Origin of the sequence: Stenotrophomonas sp. ASS1 (genome assembly GCF_004346925.1) — a bacterium.
GTDB lineage: Bacteria > Pseudomonadota > Gammaproteobacteria > Xanthomonadales > Xanthomonadaceae > Stenotrophomonas > Stenotrophomonas maltophilia_A.
This window is the reverse complement of sequence record NZ_CP031167.1, coordinates 3,016,506-3,035,084: the sequence shown is the minus strand read 5'-3', so window position 1 is coordinate 3,035,084 and position 18,579 is coordinate 3,016,506. Positions and strand designations below refer to the sequence as shown.

Annotated in this window: 17 protein-coding genes; 12 read left to right on the top strand and 5 right to left on the bottom strand. The window is 66.9% G+C overall.

From position 1 onward, the window contains the following. Nucleotides 1-232 precede the first annotated feature (232 nt). Nucleotides 233-1,462: an RNA polymerase-binding protein DksA gene (gene dksA, locus MG068_RS14195; protein WP_107432038.1), complete on the top strand. Its 1,230-nt coding sequence runs from the start codon at nucleotides 233-235 to the stop codon at nucleotides 1,460-1,462. Nucleotides 1,463-1,970: 508 nt separating this feature from the next. Here the strand turns inward: dksA and MG068_RS14190 are convergent. Genes MG068_RS14190 through cysS form a run of 3 tightly spaced genes read right to left on the bottom strand, consistent with a single transcriptional unit; the run spans nucleotide 1,971 to nucleotide 5,097 of the window. Then, the gene (locus MG068_RS14190) at nucleotides 1,971-3,218 is read right to left on the bottom strand and encodes an MFS transporter (RefSeq protein WP_032129395.1); all 1,248 of its coding nucleotides are present in this window, start codon (nucleotides 3,216-3,218) and stop codon (nucleotides 1,971-1,973) included. Next, a complete protein-coding gene (locus MG068_RS14185) occupies nucleotides 3,215-3,667 on the bottom strand; it encodes a SufE family protein (RefSeq protein WP_049435092.1) in 453 nt (150 codons plus the stop codon). Before MG068_RS14185 ends, MG068_RS14190 begins: the two co-directional genes overlap by 4 nt. Nucleotides 3,668-3,720: 53 nt before the next feature. After that, entirely contained in the window at nucleotides 3,721-5,097 is a 1,377-nt protein-coding gene (cysS, locus tag MG068_RS14180) for a cysteine--tRNA ligase (protein WP_132810508.1), read from the bottom strand. 188 nt (nucleotides 5,098-5,285) lie between these two features. Here cysS and MG068_RS14175 point away from each other — a divergent pair, with 188 nt between their 5' ends. The 11 genes from MG068_RS14175 (at nucleotide 5,286) to MG068_RS14125 (ending at nucleotide 16,717) form a co-directional block, all read left to right on the top strand. Continuing rightward, nucleotides 5,286-5,855: a glycine zipper 2TM domain-containing protein gene (locus MG068_RS14175; RefSeq protein WP_032129397.1), complete on the top strand. Its 570-nt coding sequence runs from the start codon at nucleotides 5,286-5,288 to the stop codon at nucleotides 5,853-5,855. Between the two features lie 318 nt (nucleotides 5,856-6,173). Then, entirely contained in the window at nucleotides 6,174-7,184 is a 1,011-nt protein-coding gene (locus MG068_RS14170; protein ID WP_032129398.1) for an N-acetylornithine carbamoyltransferase, read from the top strand. A gap of 119 nt (nucleotides 7,185-7,303) precedes the next feature. Next, nucleotides 7,304-8,500 carry an argininosuccinate synthase gene (locus tag MG068_RS14165; RefSeq protein ID WP_032129399.1) on the top strand — a complete coding sequence of 399 codons (1,197 nt, stop codon included), beginning with the start codon at nucleotides 7,304-7,306 and terminating at the stop codon, nucleotides 8,498-8,500. A gap of 152 nt (nucleotides 8,501-8,652) precedes the next feature. Beyond that, nucleotides 8,653-9,741: an acetylornithine deacetylase gene (locus MG068_RS14160; protein WP_049401151.1), complete on the top strand. Its 1,089-nt coding sequence runs from the start codon at nucleotides 8,653-8,655 to the stop codon at nucleotides 9,739-9,741. A 75-nt stretch (nucleotides 9,742-9,816) separates the two neighbouring features. Continuing rightward, entirely contained in the window at nucleotides 9,817-11,145 is a 1,329-nt protein-coding gene (locus MG068_RS14155; RefSeq protein ID WP_032129401.1) for an acetylglutamate kinase, read from the top strand. A 3-nt stretch (nucleotides 11,146-11,148) separates the two neighbouring features. Continuing rightward, complete coding sequence (locus tag MG068_RS14150; protein ID WP_049401159.1) at nucleotides 11,149-11,751, top strand: GNAT family N-acetyltransferase; 603 nt, start codon at nucleotides 11,149-11,151, stop codon at nucleotides 11,749-11,751. Continuing rightward, nucleotides 11,748-12,701 (top strand): N-acetyl-gamma-glutamyl-phosphate reductase, encoded by a 954-nt coding sequence (gene argC / locus MG068_RS14145; RefSeq protein ID WP_049401150.1) that lies wholly within the window; start codon nucleotides 11,748-11,750, stop codon nucleotides 12,699-12,701. The genes MG068_RS14150 and argC overlap by 4 nt, the downstream gene beginning before the upstream one ends. 20 nt (nucleotides 12,702-12,721) lie before the next feature. Further along, nucleotides 12,722-14,017, top strand: a complete 1,296-nt coding sequence (gene argH / locus MG068_RS14140) for an argininosuccinate lyase (RefSeq protein ID WP_049461415.1) — start codon at nucleotides 12,722-12,724, stop codon at nucleotides 14,015-14,017. Next, nucleotides 14,017-14,280 (top strand): YciI family protein, encoded by a 264-nt coding sequence (locus MG068_RS14135; RefSeq protein WP_032129404.1) that lies wholly within the window; start codon nucleotides 14,017-14,019, stop codon nucleotides 14,278-14,280. The genes argH and MG068_RS14135 overlap by 1 nt, the downstream gene beginning before the upstream one ends. 11 nt (nucleotides 14,281-14,291) lie before the next feature. Then, entirely contained in the window at nucleotides 14,292-15,449 is a 1,158-nt protein-coding gene (gene proB, locus MG068_RS14130; RefSeq protein ID WP_049401148.1) for a glutamate 5-kinase, read from the top strand. After that, nucleotides 15,446-16,717 (top strand): glutamate-5-semialdehyde dehydrogenase, encoded by a 1,272-nt coding sequence (locus MG068_RS14125; RefSeq protein ID WP_132810507.1) that lies wholly within the window; start codon nucleotides 15,446-15,448, stop codon nucleotides 16,715-16,717. Before proB ends, MG068_RS14125 begins: the two co-directional genes overlap by 4 nt. 137 nt (nucleotides 16,718-16,854) lie before the next feature. Here MG068_RS14125 and pgaD read toward each other — a convergent pair whose 3' ends face one another. Together pgaD and pgaC are read right to left on the bottom strand one after the other, a co-directional pair. Continuing rightward, entirely contained in the window at nucleotides 16,855-17,325 is a 471-nt protein-coding gene (pgaD, locus tag MG068_RS14120; protein ID WP_132810506.1) for a poly-beta-1,6-N-acetyl-D-glucosamine biosynthesis protein PgaD, read from the bottom strand. Continuing rightward, the gene (pgaC, locus tag MG068_RS14115) at nucleotides 17,322-18,578 is read right to left on the bottom strand and encodes a poly-beta-1,6-N-acetyl-D-glucosamine synthase (RefSeq protein WP_010486660.1); all 1,257 of its coding nucleotides are present in this window, start codon (nucleotides 18,576-18,578) and stop codon (nucleotides 17,322-17,324) included. The genes pgaD and pgaC overlap by 4 nt, the downstream gene beginning before the upstream one ends. Nucleotide 18,579 lies beyond the last annotated feature (1 nt).

The following is an 18,579-nucleotide window of genomic DNA, read 5'->3' as shown; positions in this document are numbered from 1 at the left end:
GCAGGATGGGCCGTTGGTCGCATGTCGCCGATGGCCTGCGACCGGTACCAGTACCTTCGGGTGCTGGCCAGGTTCCGTACCGCGCAAGGCGGTCCGTGTTCGTCGGACTGCCTCCAAGGGCGCCTTGACTCCAGGACTGAATGGAGCAGGGGGTCGAGGTTGCTGCTGCGGGTCGGGTAGGCTATAAAGGCCCGCTTTCCCGGGCCCCGGGGAATCCAAGGAAGAGCGTTTCGTGGCTGCTAAAAAAACTGCAAAGAAGGCCGCAACGGCCGCCAAGAAAACCGCCAAGCCTGTTGTGAAGAAGTTGGCGGCAAAGCCCGTTGCCAGGAAACCGGCCAGCAAGCCGGCGACCAAGGCAGCGTCCTCGCAACCGGCGGCCAGGAAGGCCACCGCAAAGAAAACGCCGGTCAAGGCAACCAAGCCGGTGGCGAAGAAGGCTGCTGCGCCCGCCAAGGCCAAGCCTGCTGCTGCCAGCAAGAAGGCGCCGGTGGTGAAGAAAGCCGCCAGCAAGGCCGCGCCGGTGAAGAAGGCCGCCGCCAAGCCGGTGGCGAAGAAGGCAGCAGCCAAGCCGGCGCCGAAGGCGGCGGTGAAGAAGGCTGCGGCCAAGCCGGTCGCCAAACCTGCAGCGAAGAAGGTTGCTGCGGCTAAACCGGTGGCCACGCCTGCCGCTGTAAAGAAAGTCACCAAGAATGTTGCCGCGCCGGCCGCAAAGCCGACCCCGGCCCCCGTAGTGAAGTCCGCACCGAAGCCTGCCCCCAAGCCGGCTCCGGCCAAGCCTGTCCCGGCCAAGACCGTGGCAGTGGCAGCAGCCCAACCGGCCCCCAAGCCGGCCCCGGCCGCCGCTCCTGCTGCTTCGAAGGCCCCGCAATCCAAGAATCCCGTGCCCGTTTCGAAATCGCCTGCCAAAACCGCCGTGAAATCCGATTCCGCCCCGAAGACCGTGTCGCGCCCTGTCGGCAAGGTTGCCGTGGCCGTCGCCGCCCGCTCGGCGGCACCGGCCCCGCGCAGCAAGTACAAGGTGGTCGAGTACAAGACCGACGAGGCCACCGGCCGCCCGATCCTGCCGGCTGGCTACAAGCCGTCCTCGGAAGAGGAATACATGAGCCCGCTGCAGCAGGAGTATTTCCGTCAGCGCCTGCAGAACTGGCGCGCGGACCTGGTGGAAGAGTCCAAGCAGACCATCGAGAACCTGCGCGAGGAAGTGCGTGACATCGGCGACGAAGCCGAGCGCGCGACCCGCGAGACCGAGAACTCGCTGGAACTGCGTACCCGCGACCGCTATCGCAAGCTGATCGGCAAGATCGACAGCACCCTCAAGCGCCTGGAAGCGGGCGACTATGGTTACTGCGTCGACACCGGCGAAGAAATCGGCCTGGAGCGCCTGGAAGCGCGCCTGACCGCCGAACGCACCATCGACGCCCAGGAGCGCTGGGAGCACCTGCAGAAGCAGCAGGGCGACTGATTCCTGATCGTTGTCTGGTCATGCGAAAAACCCGGCCTCGGCCGGGTTTTTTGTTGGGTGTGGTTGGCTGGGTAGAACGGGGCCTTCCGGGTATAGGAGGGAGCCTGTGTGCGCGGTTGCTGTAAAGCCTAGCCCGTGCCCGGCTCGGGTCGAAGGCGCGGGCAAAGAAGAGCAAAAGCAAAAGCAGCCAAGCATGGCTTGGCTCTACCAAGGGCGGTCATGCGTGCGCTCGCGGCTGTTGGGTCCGCCTTGTAGCGAGCCGAGCACCACAGGGGATTCAGGGGCGAAGAGGCGCCGCTGTTTGAGCGCAGCGAGTTCGGCGCCGTCCCCTGATTCACCGAGGAGTACAGGGCACCGGCGCGTAGCGCCGGCTCGCGGATGGCGGCGCGTTTCTTTTGGTTACTTTTCTTTTCGCGCGAAAAGAAAAGCGACACCCCACCGCGGTCACGGAAAGAGCCCGCCGGGCATGGCCCGGCGCTACCGGCGCGTGGGCGCGCGGAAATCCGCTCTATTGCAGGTCGCGAAGATTCAGCTTCCGCAACGTCGGGTTCTTCCACGCCGTGATCCCGGCCACGCTCAGCACCGCGAACCCACCCAGCACCACTGCCGGCACCAGGCCGAGCAGCTTTGCCATCGTGCCGGCATAGAACGCGCCCAGTTCGTTGGACGAACTGATGAAGATGCCGTTGATCGACGACACCCGCCCGCGCATCTCTTCCGGCGTGGCCAGCTGCAGGATGGTCGAGCGGATCACCACCGACACGCCATCGAAGGCCCCATAGAACAACAGGATCAGCGCGGACAGCCAGAAGTGCTGCGACAGCCCGAAGCTGATCACGCACAGGCCGAAGCCGGCCACCGCGAACAGCAGCACGCGGCCGGCATTGCGGTGCAGCGGGTGGCGCGCCAGCCACAGGCCAACGCAGACCGAGCCCAGCGCCGGCATCGCGCGCAGGATGCCCAGGCCTTCCGGACCGTGGTGCAGGATCTCGTGCAGGAACGCCGGCAGCATCGCCACCACGCCGCCCAGCAGCACCGAGAACATGTCCAGCGCCATCGCCCCGACCATGATCCGGTTGCCGACCACGAAGCGCGCGCCTTCAGCGATGCTCTTGAAGATCGGGGCGGCTGGACCGGTATGCACCGGTTCTTCCACCTTCAGCGTGGCCAGGCAGGCCATCGCCACCAGCGCGAAGCCCGTGGCCACCGCGTAGGACAGGCCCTTGCCTCCGAAGCCGACCAGCACGCCACCCAATGCCGGACCGGCCACCATGCCGGCCTGGAACACCACGGCGCCGAGGCCAGCGCCACGCGCGAACTGGTCACGGGCCAGCACGCGGGCGAACAGTGCGTTGTAGATCGGCGACAGGAAGGCGCGGACCATGCCGGTCAGCGCAATGGCCGCATAGATCGGCCACACGCCTTCGAACGGCAGCCAGCCCTTGGCCACGCCGGTCAACACCAGCGCGGTGGCGATCAACCCGGAGCAGGCGACCATGCCGAGCCGGCGGCGCGGCAGGTGGTCGACCAGATAGCCGGCGAACGGTGCGACGCAGAAGAACGGCAGCACCTCGGCCAGGCCAACCAGGCCCAGCGAGAAGGGATTGCGGGTGACTTCGTAGATGTGCCAGCCGACGGTGACCGCGACCACCTGGTAGGACAGCATCGCGAAGATGCGGTAGGCCAGCAGCTTGGCGAAACCGGGCCGGGACAGCAGCCCCAGCGCGGTGTCTTCGGCCGTGGCGGGTTCGCTCACGACGGGTCGCGCTGCAGCTGGGCCTGCGCGGTCTCGCGGATGAAGGCCAGCATCGCCGCCACGCCGTTGCTGCGGGTGGGCGAGAGGTGGCGGGCCAGACCGATGTCCTGGATGTAGCTGGGCTCGGTATCCAGGATCTCCTGCGCCGAGCGCCCGGAGTACACGCGCAGGGCCAGGAAGATCAGGCCGGAAACGATGGCCGAATCACTGATGGCGTGGAAGCGCAGCGACTGCGCATTGCCTTCCGGCACGATCCAGACCATCGACTGGCAGCCGAGCAGGCGGTGCTCTTCGGTCTTCCATTCGTCCGGGAAGGCGGGCAGCTTACGGCCGAGGTCGATCAGATACTGGTAGCGCTCGGACCAGTCGCCGAAGAAGCCGAATTCCTCGGCGATGGCGGCCTGGGCCTCGGCGGCGGTGGGTTCAAGCGGGAACGGAGAGTCGGTCACAACAGTCTCTACAGTGGAGCGTGGTCGGCGGACCGGCCACGGGGCAGGGTGGGTCAGCCGCGCTTGCGTGACCAGCGCACGCCCTGCGGGGTGTCTTCCAGCACGATGCCTTCGGCGGCCAGCTGGTCGCGGATGGCGTCGGAACGGGCGAAGTCGCGTGCCTGCTTGGCGGCGGCACGCTCGTCGATCAGGCCCTGGATGCGGGCATCTTCGCCATCATCGCTGGCCGCGGTGCCGAACCACTGCGCTGGATCGGCCTGCAGCAGGCCCAGGGCCAGGCCGGCACCGAGCAGTTCGCCCTTCAGGCGCGCCTGTTCGGCCGGGTCGGTGGCCCGGCGTGCATCTGCGGCGATGCGGGCCACTTCGGCCAGTGCCTGCGGGGTGTTCAGGTCGTCATCAAGAGTCGCCTCGACCGTGGCCGGGATCGCCACGACCGCCTCGACCGACGCCAGCTCGCGCAGGGTGCCGTACAGGCGGTCCAGGGTGCGCACCGACTGCTCGATGAGGCCATCGGACCAGTCCAGCGGCTGCCGGTAGTGGGCCGACAGCAGGGCCAGGCGCAGCGCTTCCGGCGGGTGCTGGCGGACCAGGTCGTGCACGCGTTCGATGTTGCCCAGCGACTTGCTCATCTTGGCGCCGCCGAAGTTGAGCATGCCGTTGTGCAGCCAGAAGCGGGCGAAGATCTTGCCGCCGTGGGCGCATTCGCTCTGCGCAAGCTCGTTCTCGTGATGCGGGAACTGCAGATCGACGCCGCCGGCATGGATGTCGATGGTCTCGCCCAGGTGGGCGGCGGCCATCGCCGAGCATTCGATATGCCAGCCCGGGCGGCCACGGCCCCAGGGAGACTCCCAGCCAGGGAGGTCGTTGCTGGACGGCTTCCACAGCACGAAATCGCCTGGGTCGCGCTTGTACGGGGCCACGTCGACGCGGGCGCCGGCCAGCATCTCTTCCGGGTCGCGGCGCGAGAGCTTGCCGTAGCCTTCGAAGCTGGCCACCGCGAACAGCACGTGGCCTTCGGCGGCGTAGGCATGACCATTGGCGATCAGCTGCTCGATCATGGTGATGATCTGCGGGATGTGCGCGGTCACTTCCGGCTCGATGTCCGGCGGCACCACGCCCAGCGCGGCCATGTCTTCACGGTAGGCGGCGGCGAACCTGTCGGTGATGGTGCTGATCGGCACGCCCTGCTCACGCGCGGCGTTGTTGATCTTGTCGTCCACGTCGGTGATGTTGCGCGCGTAGCGCAGGCCACCGAAACGGCGCCGCAGCAGATCGGCCAGCACCCCGAACACCACTGGGCCACGGGCGTTGCCGATGTGCACGTAGTTGTAGACCGTCGGGCCGCACACATACAGGGTCGGACAGGCCGGGTCGAGCGGGGTGAACGGTTCGAGCTGGCGAGTCAGGTTGTTGTGCAGGCGCAGGGTCATGGGGCTGTGGCTGGGGGACAAGCCTGTGATTTTAGAACGTGTCGGCCCCCTTTGGGGGCACCGCCTGCCACCGGTGGACGCCGGGTCCAACCAGGGTGGGGTGGGCAGGAGCAGCGTGGACGGGTAATGTTCAGCCCCTTGCGCTCGCCACTGCCTACACTATTGCCGTGTCCTTGCTCCCTTCGCCAATGAAATCCACCGCGTTGCTGACCCTGGCCTGCCTGTCGGCGCTGGCCGCCGTGGCCCAGGCGCAGGAGGCCGAGCCCCGCAACCGGGTGGTGATCGTGGAGAACGTGAAGTTCGACTACGCGCAGGTACTGAACGTCGAACCCGTGTTCCAGACCCTGCGCGCGACCCGTACCGAAGAACACTGCGAGCCGGTCTCGACCCGGACCCTGGCGCCGGTCAATGTCACTGGTGAGGAGCCGGTCGAGGACAAGGGCCGGATCAGCCGCTTCTGGGACTCGGTACGCTCGATGTTCAAGCGCAGCGATGAAGAGGTCTCCGAGGACACCGCCGCCGAGTCACCGGCCCCGGCGCCGGCACCGGCCAACAATGGTCCGATGCTGACCCGCGACTGTCGCATCGTGCCGGTGGGACGTGAATTCCGCCGGCCCATCGCCTACGACGTGGACTACGTCTACAAGGGCACCAAGTACCGCTCGCGGCTGCCGGAAGATCCCGGCAACCGGCTCAAGATCCGGGTGTCGATCACCCCCTGGGTCGGCCCCGAGCAGGGCGCCGCCGGCAATCCCTGATTCTGCGACCCCGGCCCCTTGCGTCGGCCCCGGCCGCATGCAAAGATGGATGACCATGAAGCTCACCGACTTCCAGCACGACAGCAGCGCAGCCCGACAGGCGTCGGGCATGACCTCGCGTGCGCGTCGACCGGAACCCCACATCCTCGCTGGGTAACCGGAGCTTTTTGCTGTTCGTCCGAAAAAAACCCAGCCCGCCGGCTGGGTTTTTTCGTTTCCGCGTCATGAAAGCTGCAACTGCAACCTTTTCGTACCACCTTTGCTTCCTGTTTTCCCTTCCACCGCGTCGAACCCGGCGCCGCCACGCAAGGAAAGATGATGTCCCCCAAGCACTTCCTGAACACCCAGGACTGGAGCCGCAGCGAGCTCGACGCGCTGCTGACCCAGGCCGCGCTGTTCAAGCGCAACAAGCTCGGCGACCAGCTCAAGGGCAAGTCGATCGCGCTGGTGTTCTTCAATCCGTCCATGCGCACCCGCACCAGCTTTGAACTGGGTGCGTTCCAGCTGGGTGCCCACGCGGTGGTGCTGCAGCCGGGCAAGGATGCGTGGCCGATCGAGTTCAACCTCGGCACGGTGATGGACGGCGATACCGAAGAGCACATCGCTGAAGTGGCCAAGGTGCTGGGCCGTTACTGCGACATCATCGCCGTGCGTGCGTTCCCCAAGTTCATCGACTGGGCCTACGACCGCCAGGACATCGTCCTCAACAGCTTCGCCAAGTACTCGCCGGTGCCGGTCATCAACATGGAGACCATCACCCACCCGTGCCAGGAGCTGGCCCACATCATGGCCCTGCAGGAGCACTTCGGCACCCAGGACCTGCGCGGCAAGAAGTACGTGCTGACCTGGACCTACCACCCCAAGCCGCTGAACACCGCAGTCGCCAATTCGGCGCTGACCATCGCCACCCGCATGGGCATGGACGTGACCCTGCTGTGCCCGACCGCCGACTACATCCTCGACGACCGCTACATGGGCTGGGCCGAGCAGAACGTGGCCGAGAGCGGCGGCTCGCTGAAGATCAGCCATGACATCGACAGCGCCTACGCCGGTGCCGACGTGGTCTACGCCAAGAGCTGGGGCGCGCTGCCGTTCTTCGGCAACTGGGAACCGGAAAAGCCGATCCGCGACCAGTTCAAGCACTTCATCGTGGACGAGCGGAAGATGGCGCTGACCAACAACGGTGTGTTCAGCCACTGCCTGCCGCTGCGCCGCAACGTGAAGGCGACCGACGCGGTGATGGATTCGCCGCAGTGCATCGCCATCAACGAAGCCGAGAACCGCCTGCACGTGCAGAAGGCGATCATGGCGGCGGTTGCCGGGCGCTGAATCAAACAAGGGGTAGAGCCGACCGTTGGTCGGCTGCTCCCGCAGCGGCGCATCCAACATTTCAGCCGACCAGCGGTCGGCTCTACCGAATTCCCATCCCCCAAGTGGACCTGATCCCCATGAGCAACAAAGATGTCGTTCTCGCCTTCTCCGGCGGCCTGGATACCAGCTTCTGCGTGCCGTACCTGCAGGAGCGCGGCTACAACGTGCACACCGTGTTCGCCGACACTGGCGGCGTGGATGATGAAGAGCGCGATTTCATCGAGAAGCGCGCCGCCGAGCTGGGCGTGACCAGCCACGTCACCGTCAACGGTGGCCCGGCCATCTGGGAAGGCTTCGTCAAGCCGTTCGTGTGGGCCGGTGAGGGCTACCAGGGCCAGTACCCGCTGCTGGTCTCGGACCGCTACCTGATCGTCGATGCCGCGCTGAAGCGTGCCGCCGAACTGGGCACCAACATCATCGCCCACGGCTGCACCGGCATGGGCAACGATCAGGTCCGCTTCGACCTGGCGGTGAAGGCCCTGGGTGACTACCAGATCATCGCGCCGATCCGCGAGATCCAGAAGGAACACACCCAGACCCGCGCCTACGAGCAGAAGTACCTGGAAGAGCGTGGCTTCGGCGTGCGCGCCAAGCAGCAGGCCTACACCATCAACGAGAACCTGCTGGGCCTGACCATGTCCGGCGGCGAGATCGACCGTTGGGAAGCGCCGGGCGAGGGCGCCCGTGGCTGGTGCGCACCGCGCAGCGAGTGGCCGGAGCAGGCGCTGAACGTGACCCTGAAGTTCGTCGAGGGCGAAGCCGTCGAACTGAACGGCAAGGCGTTGCCGGGCGACCAGATCCTGGCCCAGCTCAACAAGCTGTTCGCCCCGTACGGCGTTGGCCGCGGTGTCTACACCGGCGACACCGTGATCGGCCTGAAGGGTCGCATCGTGTTCGAGGCCCCGGGCCTGGTGTCACTGCTGGCCGCGCACCGCGCGCTGGAAGATGCCGTGCTGACCAAGCAACAGAACCGCTTCAAGCCGGACGTGGCGCGCAAGTGGGTGGAGCTGGTCTACGAAGGCTTCTACCACGACCCGCTGAAGACCGACATCGAGGCCTTCCTGAAGTCCTCGCAGGCCAAAGTCAACGGCGAAGTGGTGCTGGAAACCCGCGGCGGCCGCGTCGATGCAGTGGCGGTGAAGTCGCCGCACCTGCTCAACACCAAGGGCGCCACCTACGCGCAGTCGGCCGACTGGGGCGTGGAGGAGGCCGAGGGCTTCATCAAGCTGTTCGGAATGAGCTCCACTGTCTATGCGCAGGTCAATCGCGGTTGACCTGTGACGGGGGTGCCGGCCGCTGGCCGGCGCCTCGCAACGTCGATGGAGGGTAGTGCCGGCCGCTGGCCGGCTCGTGGCACGGCTGGATCATTGCGGAGCCGGCCAGCGGCCGGCACTACCGATTTCGAACCCTACGGATATTCAGACACATGCTTGAACAGACGCTCGATCACCTGCAGGCCCTGGTGTCCTTCGACACCCGCAACCCGCCGCGTGCGATCACCACCGGTGGCATCTTCGATTACCTGCGCGCGAACCTGCCCGGCTTCAACGTCGAGGTGATCGACCATGGCGCCGGTGCGGTCAGCCTGTACGCCGTGCGTGGTACGCCGAAGTACCTGTTCAACGTGCATCTGGATACCGTGCCGGATTCGCCGCACTGGAGTGCCGACCCGCACGTGATGCGGCGTCTGGACGACCGTGTGGTCGGCCTGGGCGTGTGTGACATCAAGGGCGCCGCCGCTGCACTGGTGGCCGCGGCCAACGCCAGTGATGGCGATGCCGCGTTCCTGTTCTCCAGCGACGAAGAAGCCAACGATCCGCGCTGCATCGCCGCGTTCCTGGCCCGTGGCCTGCCGTATGAAGCGGTGCTGGTGGCGGAGCCGACCATGAGCGAAGCGGTTCTGGCGCACCGTGGCATCAGTTCGGTGCTGATGCAGTTCGCCGGCCGCGCCGGGCACGCGTCGGGCAAGCAGGATGCGGCCGCCAGCGCGCTGCACCAGGCCATGCGCTGGGGCAACCGCGCATTGGACCATGTGGAATCGCTGGCCTCGGCGCGCTTCGGCGGGCTGACCGGCCTGCGCTTCAACATCGGTCGCGTCGAAGGTGGCATCAAGGCCAACATGATCGCGCCGGCCGCCGAAGTGCGCTTCGGCTTCCGTCCGCTGCCGTCGATGGACATCGATGGCCTGCTGGCGACCTTCGCCGGTTTTGCCGAACCGGAAGCTGCACTGTTCACCGAAACCTTCCGTGGCCCCAGCCTGCCGGCCGGTGACATCGCCGAGGCCGAGAACCGCCGCCTGCTGGCACGCGACGTGGCCGATGCGCTGGAACTGCCGATCGGCAACGCGGTGGACTTCTGGACAGAGGCCTCGCTGTTCTCCGCTGCTGGCTACACCACGCTGGTGTTCGGCCCGGGTGACATCGCCCAGGCCCACACCGCCGATGAGTTCGTGACGCTGGAGCAGCTGCAGCGCTACACCGACGCCGTGCACCGCATCATCGCCGCCGGCGCCTGATCGACCCCACAACGCCGCCCGGCCCTGGCCGGGTGGAACTGCAACGCGGCGACCGCCGCCTGTGACGAAACCGAAATGTCTCCTGCCCTCCAGCCTCACCGCCAGACCCGCCAGACCATCGTGCGCCTGCTTTCCAGCATGGCCAGCGCGAAGGAGATCAGCCAGTACCTCAAGCGCTTCTCGCAGCTGGACGCCAAGCGTTTTGCCGTGGTCAAGGTCGGCGGCGCGGTGCTGCGCGACGACCTCGACGCGCTGACCTCTTCGCTGTCGTTCCTGCAGGAAGTCGGCCTGACCCCGATCGTGCTGCACGGCGCCGGCCCGCAGCTGGATGCCGAGCTGTCGGCCGCCGGCATCGAAAAGCAGACCGTCAACGGTCTGCGCGTGACCTCGCCGGAGGCACTGGCGATCGTGCGCCGGGTGTTCCAGCAGTCCAACCTGCGCCTGGTCGAAGCCCTGCAGCAGAACGGCGCGCGTGCCACCTCGATCACCGGTGGCGTGTTCGAGGCGGAGTACCTGGACGTGGACACCTACGGCCTGGTCGGTGAAGTGAAGCGGGTCAACCTGGCGCCGATCGAGGCCAGCCTGCGCGCCGGTTCTATCCCGGTCATCACCAGCCTGGGCGAAACCGCGGGTGGCCAGATCCTCAACGTCAACGCCGACTTCGCCGCCAACGAGCTGGTGCAGGAGTTGCAGCCGTACAAGATCATTTTCCTGACCGGCACCGGCGGCCTGCTGGACGAGCAGGGCAGCGTGATCGATTCGATCAACCTGTCCACCGAGTACGACCACCTGATCGCGCAGCCGTGGATCCACGGTGGCATGAAGGTGAAGATCGAACAGATCAAGGATCTGCTCGACCGCCTGCCGCTGGAATCGTCGGTGTCCATCACGCGCCCGGCTGACCTGGCCAAGGAACTGTTCACCCACAAGGGCTCGGGCACGCTGGTGCGCAAGGGCGAGAAGGTGCTGCGCGCCACCGCGTGGAACGAGCTGGACCTGCCACGACTGAAGGGCCTGATCGAATCCAGCTTCGGCCGCACGCTGGTGCCTGACTATTTCCAGAAGACCAAGCTGCTGCGCGCCTATGTCAGCGAGAACTACCGCACCGCGGTGATCCTCACCGACGAAGCCGAGGGCGTGTACCTGGACAAGTTCGCCGTGCTCGATGATGCACAGGGTGAAGGCCTCGGCCGCGCGGTGTGGAACGTGATGCGGGATGAAACGCCGCAGCTGTTCTGGCGTTCGCGCAATGGCAACCCGATCAATCACTTCTACTATGCTGAATCCGATGGCTGCTACAAGCAGGGCCATTGGAAGGTGTTCTGGTACGGCGCCGATGGCATCGACCGGATCAGCACCTATGTCGACCACTGCGCCCAGCGCGCACCGAGCCTGCAGGGCTGAATGATGGACCATTCCGATCACTGGACTACGATTCCCACCCTGCGCGGCCAGCACGTGACACTGCAGCCGCTGCAGCCCGAGCATGTGCCTGGCCTGCGCGCCGCCGTGGAGGGCAGCGGCCTGGACCAGCTCTGGTATACCCAGGTGCCTTCGCCGGAGCGGGTCGAGCACTATGTGCAGGCCGCGCTGCAGGCGCAGGCGGAAGGCAAGGTGCTGCCGTTCGTGATCCTCGATGCGGCGGGTGACATCGTGGGTACCACCCGATTCTACGACCTGGATGCCGGCGTGCCCAAGCTCAGCCTCGGCTACACCTGGTATGCACCGCGCGTGCAGCGTACCGGCGTCAACACGGAAACCAAGCTGTTGCTGCTGCAGCACGCCTTCGAAACCATGGGCTGCATCAGCCTGGTGCTGGAAACCAGCTGGTTCAACTTCACCTCGCGCACCGCCATCGCCCGCCTCGGCGCCAAGCAGGACGGCGTGCTGCGCAACCACAAGCGGCACGCCGACGGCACGCCGCGCGACACCGTCATCTTCTCCATCATCGATACGGAATGGCAGGGCGTGAAGCGCCACCTGCAGTACCGCCTGGACAGCCACGCATGAACGATTCGACTTTCACCCTGGGCATCGTCGGCGCCCGTGGCCATACCGGTGCCGAGCTGATCAAGCTGGTGGCCGCACATCCGCGGCTGAAGCTGGCCTTCGTGTCCTCGCGCGAACGCGCCGGGCAGCGCCTGTCCGACCACCATCCGGAATTCCAGGGCGAGCTGCAGTACGAGAACCTGGACGCCGACGCGGTGGCCGCCAAGGGCGTGGACGCGGTGATCCTGGCCCTGCCCAACGGCCTGGCCGCACCGTTCGTGGCCGCACTGGAAGCGGCGAAGCCGGACACCGTCATCGTCGACCTGTCGGCCGACTACCGCTTCGACAACAGCTGGTACTACGGCCTGCCGGAGCTGACCCGAGGCCGCTACAACGGCCAGAAGCACATCAGCAACCCGGGCTGCTATGCCACGGCGATGCAGCTGGCGGTGCATCCGCTGCTGGACCTGCTGGCCGGCCCGCCGCAGTGCTTCGGTGTGTCCGGCTATTCCGGCGCCGGCACCACGCCGTCGGACAAGAACAACGTCGAACTGCTCGCCGACAACCTGATGCCGTATGCGCTGACCAACCACGTGCACGAGCGTGAAGTGTCGGTCCAGCTGGGCGTTGCGGTTGAATTCATGCCGCATGTCGCGCCGCATTTCCGGGGCATCACGCTCACCGCCAACCTGTGGCTGAACCGCGTGCAGACCCGCGAACAGATCGTCGAGCGCTTCCAGCAGGCCTATGCGGGCGAACCGCTGATCGAGGTAGTGGATGAAGCGCCGTGGGTCAGCCACATCGCCGGCCGCCACGGTGCGCAGGTCGGTGGCTTCACCCTGGCCCCGGGCGGCAAGCGGGTGGTGGTGGTGGCGACCCTGGACAACCTGCTGAAGGGCGCGGCCACCCAGGCCATGCAGAACCTCAACCTCGCGCTGGGCATCGACGAACTGACGTCGATCCCGCACTGAACACGTATTCCGGAGCCCCCATGGCAGACCTTCTTTGGCAGAAGCCCGGCGTCGCCGTCGACGCCCAGATCCAGACCTTCCTCGCCGGCGATGACGTGATCCTCGATCGCGAATTCTTCCTGCACGACATCGCCGCCAGCGCCGCGCATGCACAGGGCCTGCAGCACATCGGCATCCTCAGCGCCGATGAGCTGGCGGGCCTGCTGCGCGAGCTCGACGTGCTGGCGCAGGACTTCCGTGAAGGCCGCTTCGTGCTGGACACGCAATACGAAGATGGTCACTCGGCGATCGAAGCGCGCCTGACCGAACGCCTCGGCGATGCCGGCCGCAAGATCCACACCGGCCGCAGCCGCAATGACCAGATCCTGGTCGCCACCCGCCTCTGGCTGAAGGAGAAGCTGCAGCGTGTGGCCCAGCTCAGCGCCGAGGTTGCCAAGGTCGCGCTGGACCGTGCGCAGGCCGAGAAGGATCTGCCGATCCCCGGCTACACCCACATCCAGCGTGCCGTGGTGTCCTCGGCCGGCATGTGGTGGGCCGGCTGGGCCGAGGCCTTCATCGACAACGCCATCCGCGCGCGCGACACCCATGCGCTGGTCGACGCCAATCCGCTTGGCACGGCTGCCGGCTACGGTGTGAACCTGCCGCTGGACCGTGAGCACACCACGGCCGCGCTCGGTTTCGCCCGCATGCAGATCTCGCCGATCTACGCGCAGCTGTCGCGCGGCAAGTTCGAACTGGCCGCGCTGGAAGCGCTGGGCGGCGCCACGCTGGACCTGCGCCGCATTGCCTGGGACCTGTCGCTGTTCACCAGCGCCGAGTTCGGCTTCGTCGCGCTGCCGGCGCAGTACACCACCGGCAGTTCGATCATGCCCAACAAGCGCAATCCGGACGTGATCGAGCTGATGCGCGCGACCCACGCCAGCGTCGCCGCCGCGCGTACCGAGATCGAGCAGCTGCTGTCGCTGCCGTCGGGCTATCACCGCGACCTGCAGTCGTCCAAGGGCGCCATCTTCCACGGCTTCGGTCGCGGCTTGTCGGCGCTGGAACTGCTGCCGGCGCTGCTGGCCAACCTGGAATGGCGCGACGACAAGGTTCGCGCGGCAATCGACTCGGGCATGTACGCCACCGATGTGGCGGTGGAAGCGGCCGTGGCCGGTGTGCCGTTCCGCGAGGCCTACAAGGCTGCTGCCGCCGGTGCCGACAGCGCAGGGCAGGGGCGTACCCCGGAAGGCAGCCTGGCCGCACGCGTATCGCCGGGTTCGGCCGCCGACCTGCGCCTGGACGAACTGCACGCGCGCTGGCAGGCGCTGTCCTGATGGCCGGCACCGTCTACCTGGTGCTGGCCATGCGCCGGCCCGATTTCAACGCCGCCGCCGTGCAGCCGCACCGTGACTTTCTCGATGCGTTGCAGGCACAGGGCAAGCTGCAGCTGACCGGCGGCTTTGCCGATGGCAGCGGTGGCGCCTATGTGCTGTGCAACGTGGACAGCCTGGCGCAGGCGCAGGCCATCGTCGCCACCGATCCGCTGGTGACGATGCAGGCCTCCGCGCTGACCGTGCACGAATGGAACACCCGCTGAGAGCCTGACCGATGATCCAGCACGCTGCCCACGTCGCCTCGCCGTTCCCCGAACAAGCGCTGCCGCCGTGGCGGCGTGCGGTGCTGAAAGTCGGCAGCAGCCTGCTGGCTGCCGATGGCGGCGGCCTGTCACCTCGCCACGCGCTGGGCCTGGCCCAGTTTGTTTCCGCCAACGTCCTGGCCGGGCGTGAGGTGGTGATCGTCTCCTCCGGTGCGGTTGCGGCGGGGCGCGCGATCCTGCCGCGGGCCGATGAACCCGGTGCGGCGATGGCGGCGCGGCAGGCCTTGGCCGCGCTCGGTCAGGCCCAGCTGATCGGGCTCTGGCAGCGCTTCTTCGAGCGCCCCGTGGCGCAGGTGCTGCTGACCCACGACGACCTGCGCAACCGCCGCCGCTACCTCAACGCACGCGCCACGCTCAATGAGTTGCTGCGGCTGGGCGCGTTGCCGGTGGTCAACGAGAACGACACCGTGTCGGTGGACGAACTCAAGCTCGGCGACAACGACAACCTGGCCGCCACCGTGGCCGCGCTGGTCGATGCCGATGCACTGTTCATTGCCACCGACATCGACGGCCTGTACAGCGCGGACCCGCGCACCGTGGCCGATGCGCGGCCACTGCACGACGTGCCGGAACTGAGTGACGAGGTGCTGGCGATGGCCGGCGGCGCAGGGTCGCGCGCCGGTACCGGCGGCATGCGGACCAAGCTTGAGGCGGCGGCCAAGGCGGGTCGTCTCGGCATCGAGACCTACCTTTTCAACGGCCGCAGCAGCGACGTGGTGCGTGCACTGGCGCAGGACCGCCTGTTCGGCACCCGCATCCACGCCGCGCGCAGCCGCGAGGCGGCCCGCAAGCACTGGCTGCGGCATGCACCGCTGACCGAAGGCGCGATCGTGATCGATGCCGGTGCGGCACAGGCCATGCGCGAGAAGGGCGCCTCGCTGCTGCCCGGTGGCATCACCGGTGCGGAGGGCGCGTTCCGGCGTGGCGATATGGTGCAGGTGTGCTGGAATGCACCACAGGGCCGTGTCTGCATCGCCCGCGGTGTCAGCCAGTACGCCGCCGATGATGTGCGCCGGATCGCCGGTCGCCATTCGCGCGACATCGAGGCCGTGCTGGGCTACAACTACGGTGGCAGTGTCGTCCATCGCGACGATCTGGTGCTGCCATGACCGGTTTGAAGGACACCCCGATGAGCGAAATCGAAGCGCAGGCGCGTGCCTGCCGTGACGCGGCCCAGATCGTTGCCGGCCTCGACAGTGTGGCGCGCCGCACGCTGCTGCTGGCAATGGCCCAGGCACTGGAAGTGAATGCCGGGCTGATCCTGGCCGGCAATGCGCGTGACCTCGCCGCCGCGCGCGACAAGGGCGTTGGCAGTGCCATGCTCGACCGCCTAGCGCTGGATCCGGCACGCCTGTTCGCGATGGCCGAAGCCGTGCGTGAGGTCGCTGCGCTGCCCGATCCGGTCGGCCAGGTCACCCGCGACGATGTGCGTCCAAACGGCATCCGGGTGCAGAAGGTGCGCGTTCCGCTGGGGGTGATCGCGATGATCTACGAGGCGCGCCCGAACGTGACCGCCGAAGCGGCCGCCCTGTGCTTGAAGGCCGGCAATGGCGTGATCCTGCGCGGTGGTTCCGAGGCGATCCACTCCAACACCGCCATCGCCCAGGCGCTGTCCGGCGCATTGAAGGCCAACGGCGTCCCGCCGGCTGCGGTGACCGTGCTGACCGACCTGCGCCGCGAAGCGATGCTGGAACTGCTGCAGTTGCATGAGCTGATCGACCTGGCCATTCCGCGTGGCGGCGAAGGCCTGATCCGCTTCGTCGCCGAGCATGCGCGGGTGCCGGTGATCAAGCATTACAAGGGCGTGTGCCATCTGTTCGTGGATGCCAGCGCCGACCTCGGCAAGGCCATTGACCTGCTGGTGGATGGCAAGTGCAGCCGCCCTGCAGCCTGCAACTCGCTGGAAACGCTGCTGGTGCACCGCGAGGTGGCCGAAGCGTTCCTGCCGCGCGTGGCGCAGGCGCTCGGCGAGCGCGGCGTGCAGCTGCGCGCCGATCCACTGGCGCAGCCGCTGCTGCCGGGCAGCATGTTGGCCACTGAAGACGACTATGCCGCCGAGTTCCTCGATCTGGTGCTGGCGGTGCGCGTGGTTGACGATCTCGACGCTGCCATTGCGCACATCCGTGCCTACACCTCCGACCATACTGAAGTGATCGCCACCGAAGACGCCGGCCATGCCGAGCGCTTCATCAACGCACTGCGCTCGGCGGTGGTGATGGTCAATGCGTCCTCGCGTTTCTCCGACGGCGGCCAGCTGGGCCTGGGCAGCGAGATCGGCATCTCCACCACGCGCCTGCACGCGTATGGCCCGATGGGGCTGGAGGCACTCACCGTCGAACGATTTGTCGTGCGCGGTGAAGGGCAGACCCGCACGTAGATCCACGCCATGCGTGGATGCTCTTCGCGGTAGACCGCGGTGCCGACCAAGGTCGGCACCCACCAGAGAGAACGCCGACCAAGGTCGGCATCTACCAAAGCAAGTGCCGACCAGGGTCGGCACCCAGGGCAATCGAGTTACACCACCTCGCGGCGGATGCCGATCGGCCGCGCATGATCGTCCATGTGCAGCGTGGCGGCCTTGCAGCCCAGCAGGCGCTCGGCCAGCCCGGTGCTGGCCCCCAGGTCGGCGGCCACTTCGTTAAGGCTGGCCAGCGGCCGCCGCAGGCGCCGGTCGTGGCCGCGGAAGCGCGCGCGGTTGTACTCGGCCCAGCCGATCAGCAGTACGCTGGCGCACAGCAGCATCAGCGGCAACGCCACCAGCACATAGGGGTCGAACTGGCTTTGCCGTTCGTACAGCTGCTGCCAGGCCAGCTGGCCGCCGACCAGCCACGACACCAGGGTGACCAGTGGGGCCCACAGGTAGAAGTAGAACCCCCAGAACGCGAGGGTTACGAAGCCCCAGGCGGTGCGCTGGAAGCGTGGTTGGCGATGCGGCTTGCGGATCATCCGCGAGTCGAAGCGGTTGGACGGGCGTTGTGCGTTCATCGGATCCCCCGATCGGGACTGGTCCAGGTGGCGCGCTTGCTGCGACGGCGCAGCAGGGTTTTCGGCAACGCCACCAGGGTGGTGGAAAGGCTGATCAACCAGTACGCCATCGGGTACCAGATGACCCAGAAGTAGTTGCGTCCAATCTGTGTTTCGTAACGACGGTCGATGATCAGGCTGCTGGCGAACTGCAGCAGGCAGACCAGGGCCAGGATCACGCCATGCCACTCCGGCAGCAGGCTGGCGATATGCAGTTGCGGGGGCAGTTCGATGAACTTGCCCAGCGCCCACAGCACCACGATGAACAACATGGTGTAAGCCCAGATCACGCTGAGCACGTACTCCAGCAGTACGCCCCACATGCGCCGCTCCTTCCAGTGCAGCAGCGAGCGGGCGTGGCGCAGCATCACCTCCACGCCGCCCTGGGCCCAGCGCAGCCGCTGCCGCCACAGCCCCTTCAGGGTTTCCGGCATCAGGATGAAGCATAGTGCGTTGGGTTCGTAGCGGATGTCCCAGTGCGCGCGCTGCAGGCGCCAGCTGATGTCGATGTCTTCGGTCACCATGTCATCGGACCACCAGCCGACCTGGTGCAGGGCGGTGCGGCGGAAGCCGGCGATCACGCCGGAGATGGTGAAGATGCGCCCGTACACCCGCTGCGCGCGCTTGATCATGCCGATGATCGAGGAGAATTCGGCCACCTGCAGGCGTCCGAGCAGGGTGGAGCGGTTGCGGATGCGCGGGTTGCCGGTGACCGCGCCGACCCGGTTGCCGCTGACCAGGTGCCAGATCATCCAGTGCAGCGCGTGTTCTTCCAGCATCGCGTCGCCGTCGATGCACACCAGGTATTCCGAGCGTGCGGCGAGCGCCCCCATGCGCAGCGCATTGGCCTTGCCGAGGTTGCGGTCCAGGTGCAGCACGCGCAGCCGTGGGTGCTTTGCCGCCAGGGCGTCCAGCCGCGCACCCGTGTCGTCGCTGCTGCCGTCGTCGATGGCGATCACCTCATAGTCGGCCGGGTAGCGCTGTGCCAGCGCCGCGCCGAGTGTATCGTCGAGGTTTGCCGACTCGTTGTGGCAGGGAATCAGCAGGCTCGCGAACGGTGGATCGACCATCAGCGGCGGGTCGTTGCGTGGGCGCGAATGGCGTTCGCGCCGGAAGTAGTAATACAGGCCGCCCGACATCCAGAAGAATGCCATCACCATCGGGTAGTAGAAGGCGAACTGGAACAGGACCTGCAGCAACGGATGCATGTCCATG

What these genes read in the sequence shown, in the direction of transcription:
- cysS (WP_132810508.1), bottom strand. Translation starts at nt 5,097, where the DNA reads ATGACCCTGCGCCTGCACAACAACCTGACTCGCCAGCTCGAACCGTTC.
- MG068_RS14175 (WP_032129397.1), top strand. Translation starts at nt 5,286, where the DNA reads ATGAAATCCACCGCGTTGCTGACCCTGGCCTGCCTGTCGGCGCTGGCC.
- MG068_RS14170 (WP_032129398.1), top strand. Translation starts at nt 6,174, where the DNA reads ATGTCCCCCAAGCACTTCCTGAACACCCAGGACTGGAGCCGCAGCGAG.
- MG068_RS14165 (WP_032129399.1), top strand. Translation starts at nt 7,304, where the DNA reads ATGAGCAACAAAGATGTCGTTCTCGCCTTCTCCGGCGGCCTGGATACC.
- MG068_RS14160 (WP_049401151.1), top strand. Translation starts at nt 8,653, where the DNA reads ATGCTTGAACAGACGCTCGATCACCTGCAGGCCCTGGTGTCCTTCGAC.
- MG068_RS14155 (WP_032129401.1), top strand. Translation starts at nt 9,817, where the DNA reads ATGTCTCCTGCCCTCCAGCCTCACCGCCAGACCCGCCAGACCATCGTG.
- MG068_RS14150 (WP_049401159.1), top strand. Translation starts at nt 11,149, where the DNA reads ATGGACCATTCCGATCACTGGACTACGATTCCCACCCTGCGCGGCCAG.
- argC (WP_049401150.1), top strand. Translation starts at nt 11,748, where the DNA reads ATGAACGATTCGACTTTCACCCTGGGCATCGTCGGCGCCCGTGGCCAT.
- argH (WP_049461415.1), top strand. Translation starts at nt 12,722, where the DNA reads ATGGCAGACCTTCTTTGGCAGAAGCCCGGCGTCGCCGTCGACGCCCAG.
- MG068_RS14135 (WP_032129404.1), top strand. Translation starts at nt 14,017, where the DNA reads ATGGCCGGCACCGTCTACCTGGTGCTGGCCATGCGCCGGCCCGATTTC.
- proB (WP_049401148.1), top strand. Translation starts at nt 14,292, where the DNA reads ATGATCCAGCACGCTGCCCACGTCGCCTCGCCGTTCCCCGAACAAGCG.
- MG068_RS14125 (WP_132810507.1), top strand. Translation starts at nt 15,446, where the DNA reads ATGACCGGTTTGAAGGACACCCCGATGAGCGAAATCGAAGCGCAGGCG.
- pgaD (WP_132810506.1), bottom strand. Translation starts at nt 17,325, where the DNA reads ATGAACGCACAACGCCCGTCCAACCGCTTCGACTCGCGGATGATCCGC.
- pgaC (WP_010486660.1), bottom strand. Translation starts at nt 18,578, where the DNA reads ATGGACATGCATCCGTTGCTGCAGGTCCTGTTCCAGTTCGCCTTCTAC.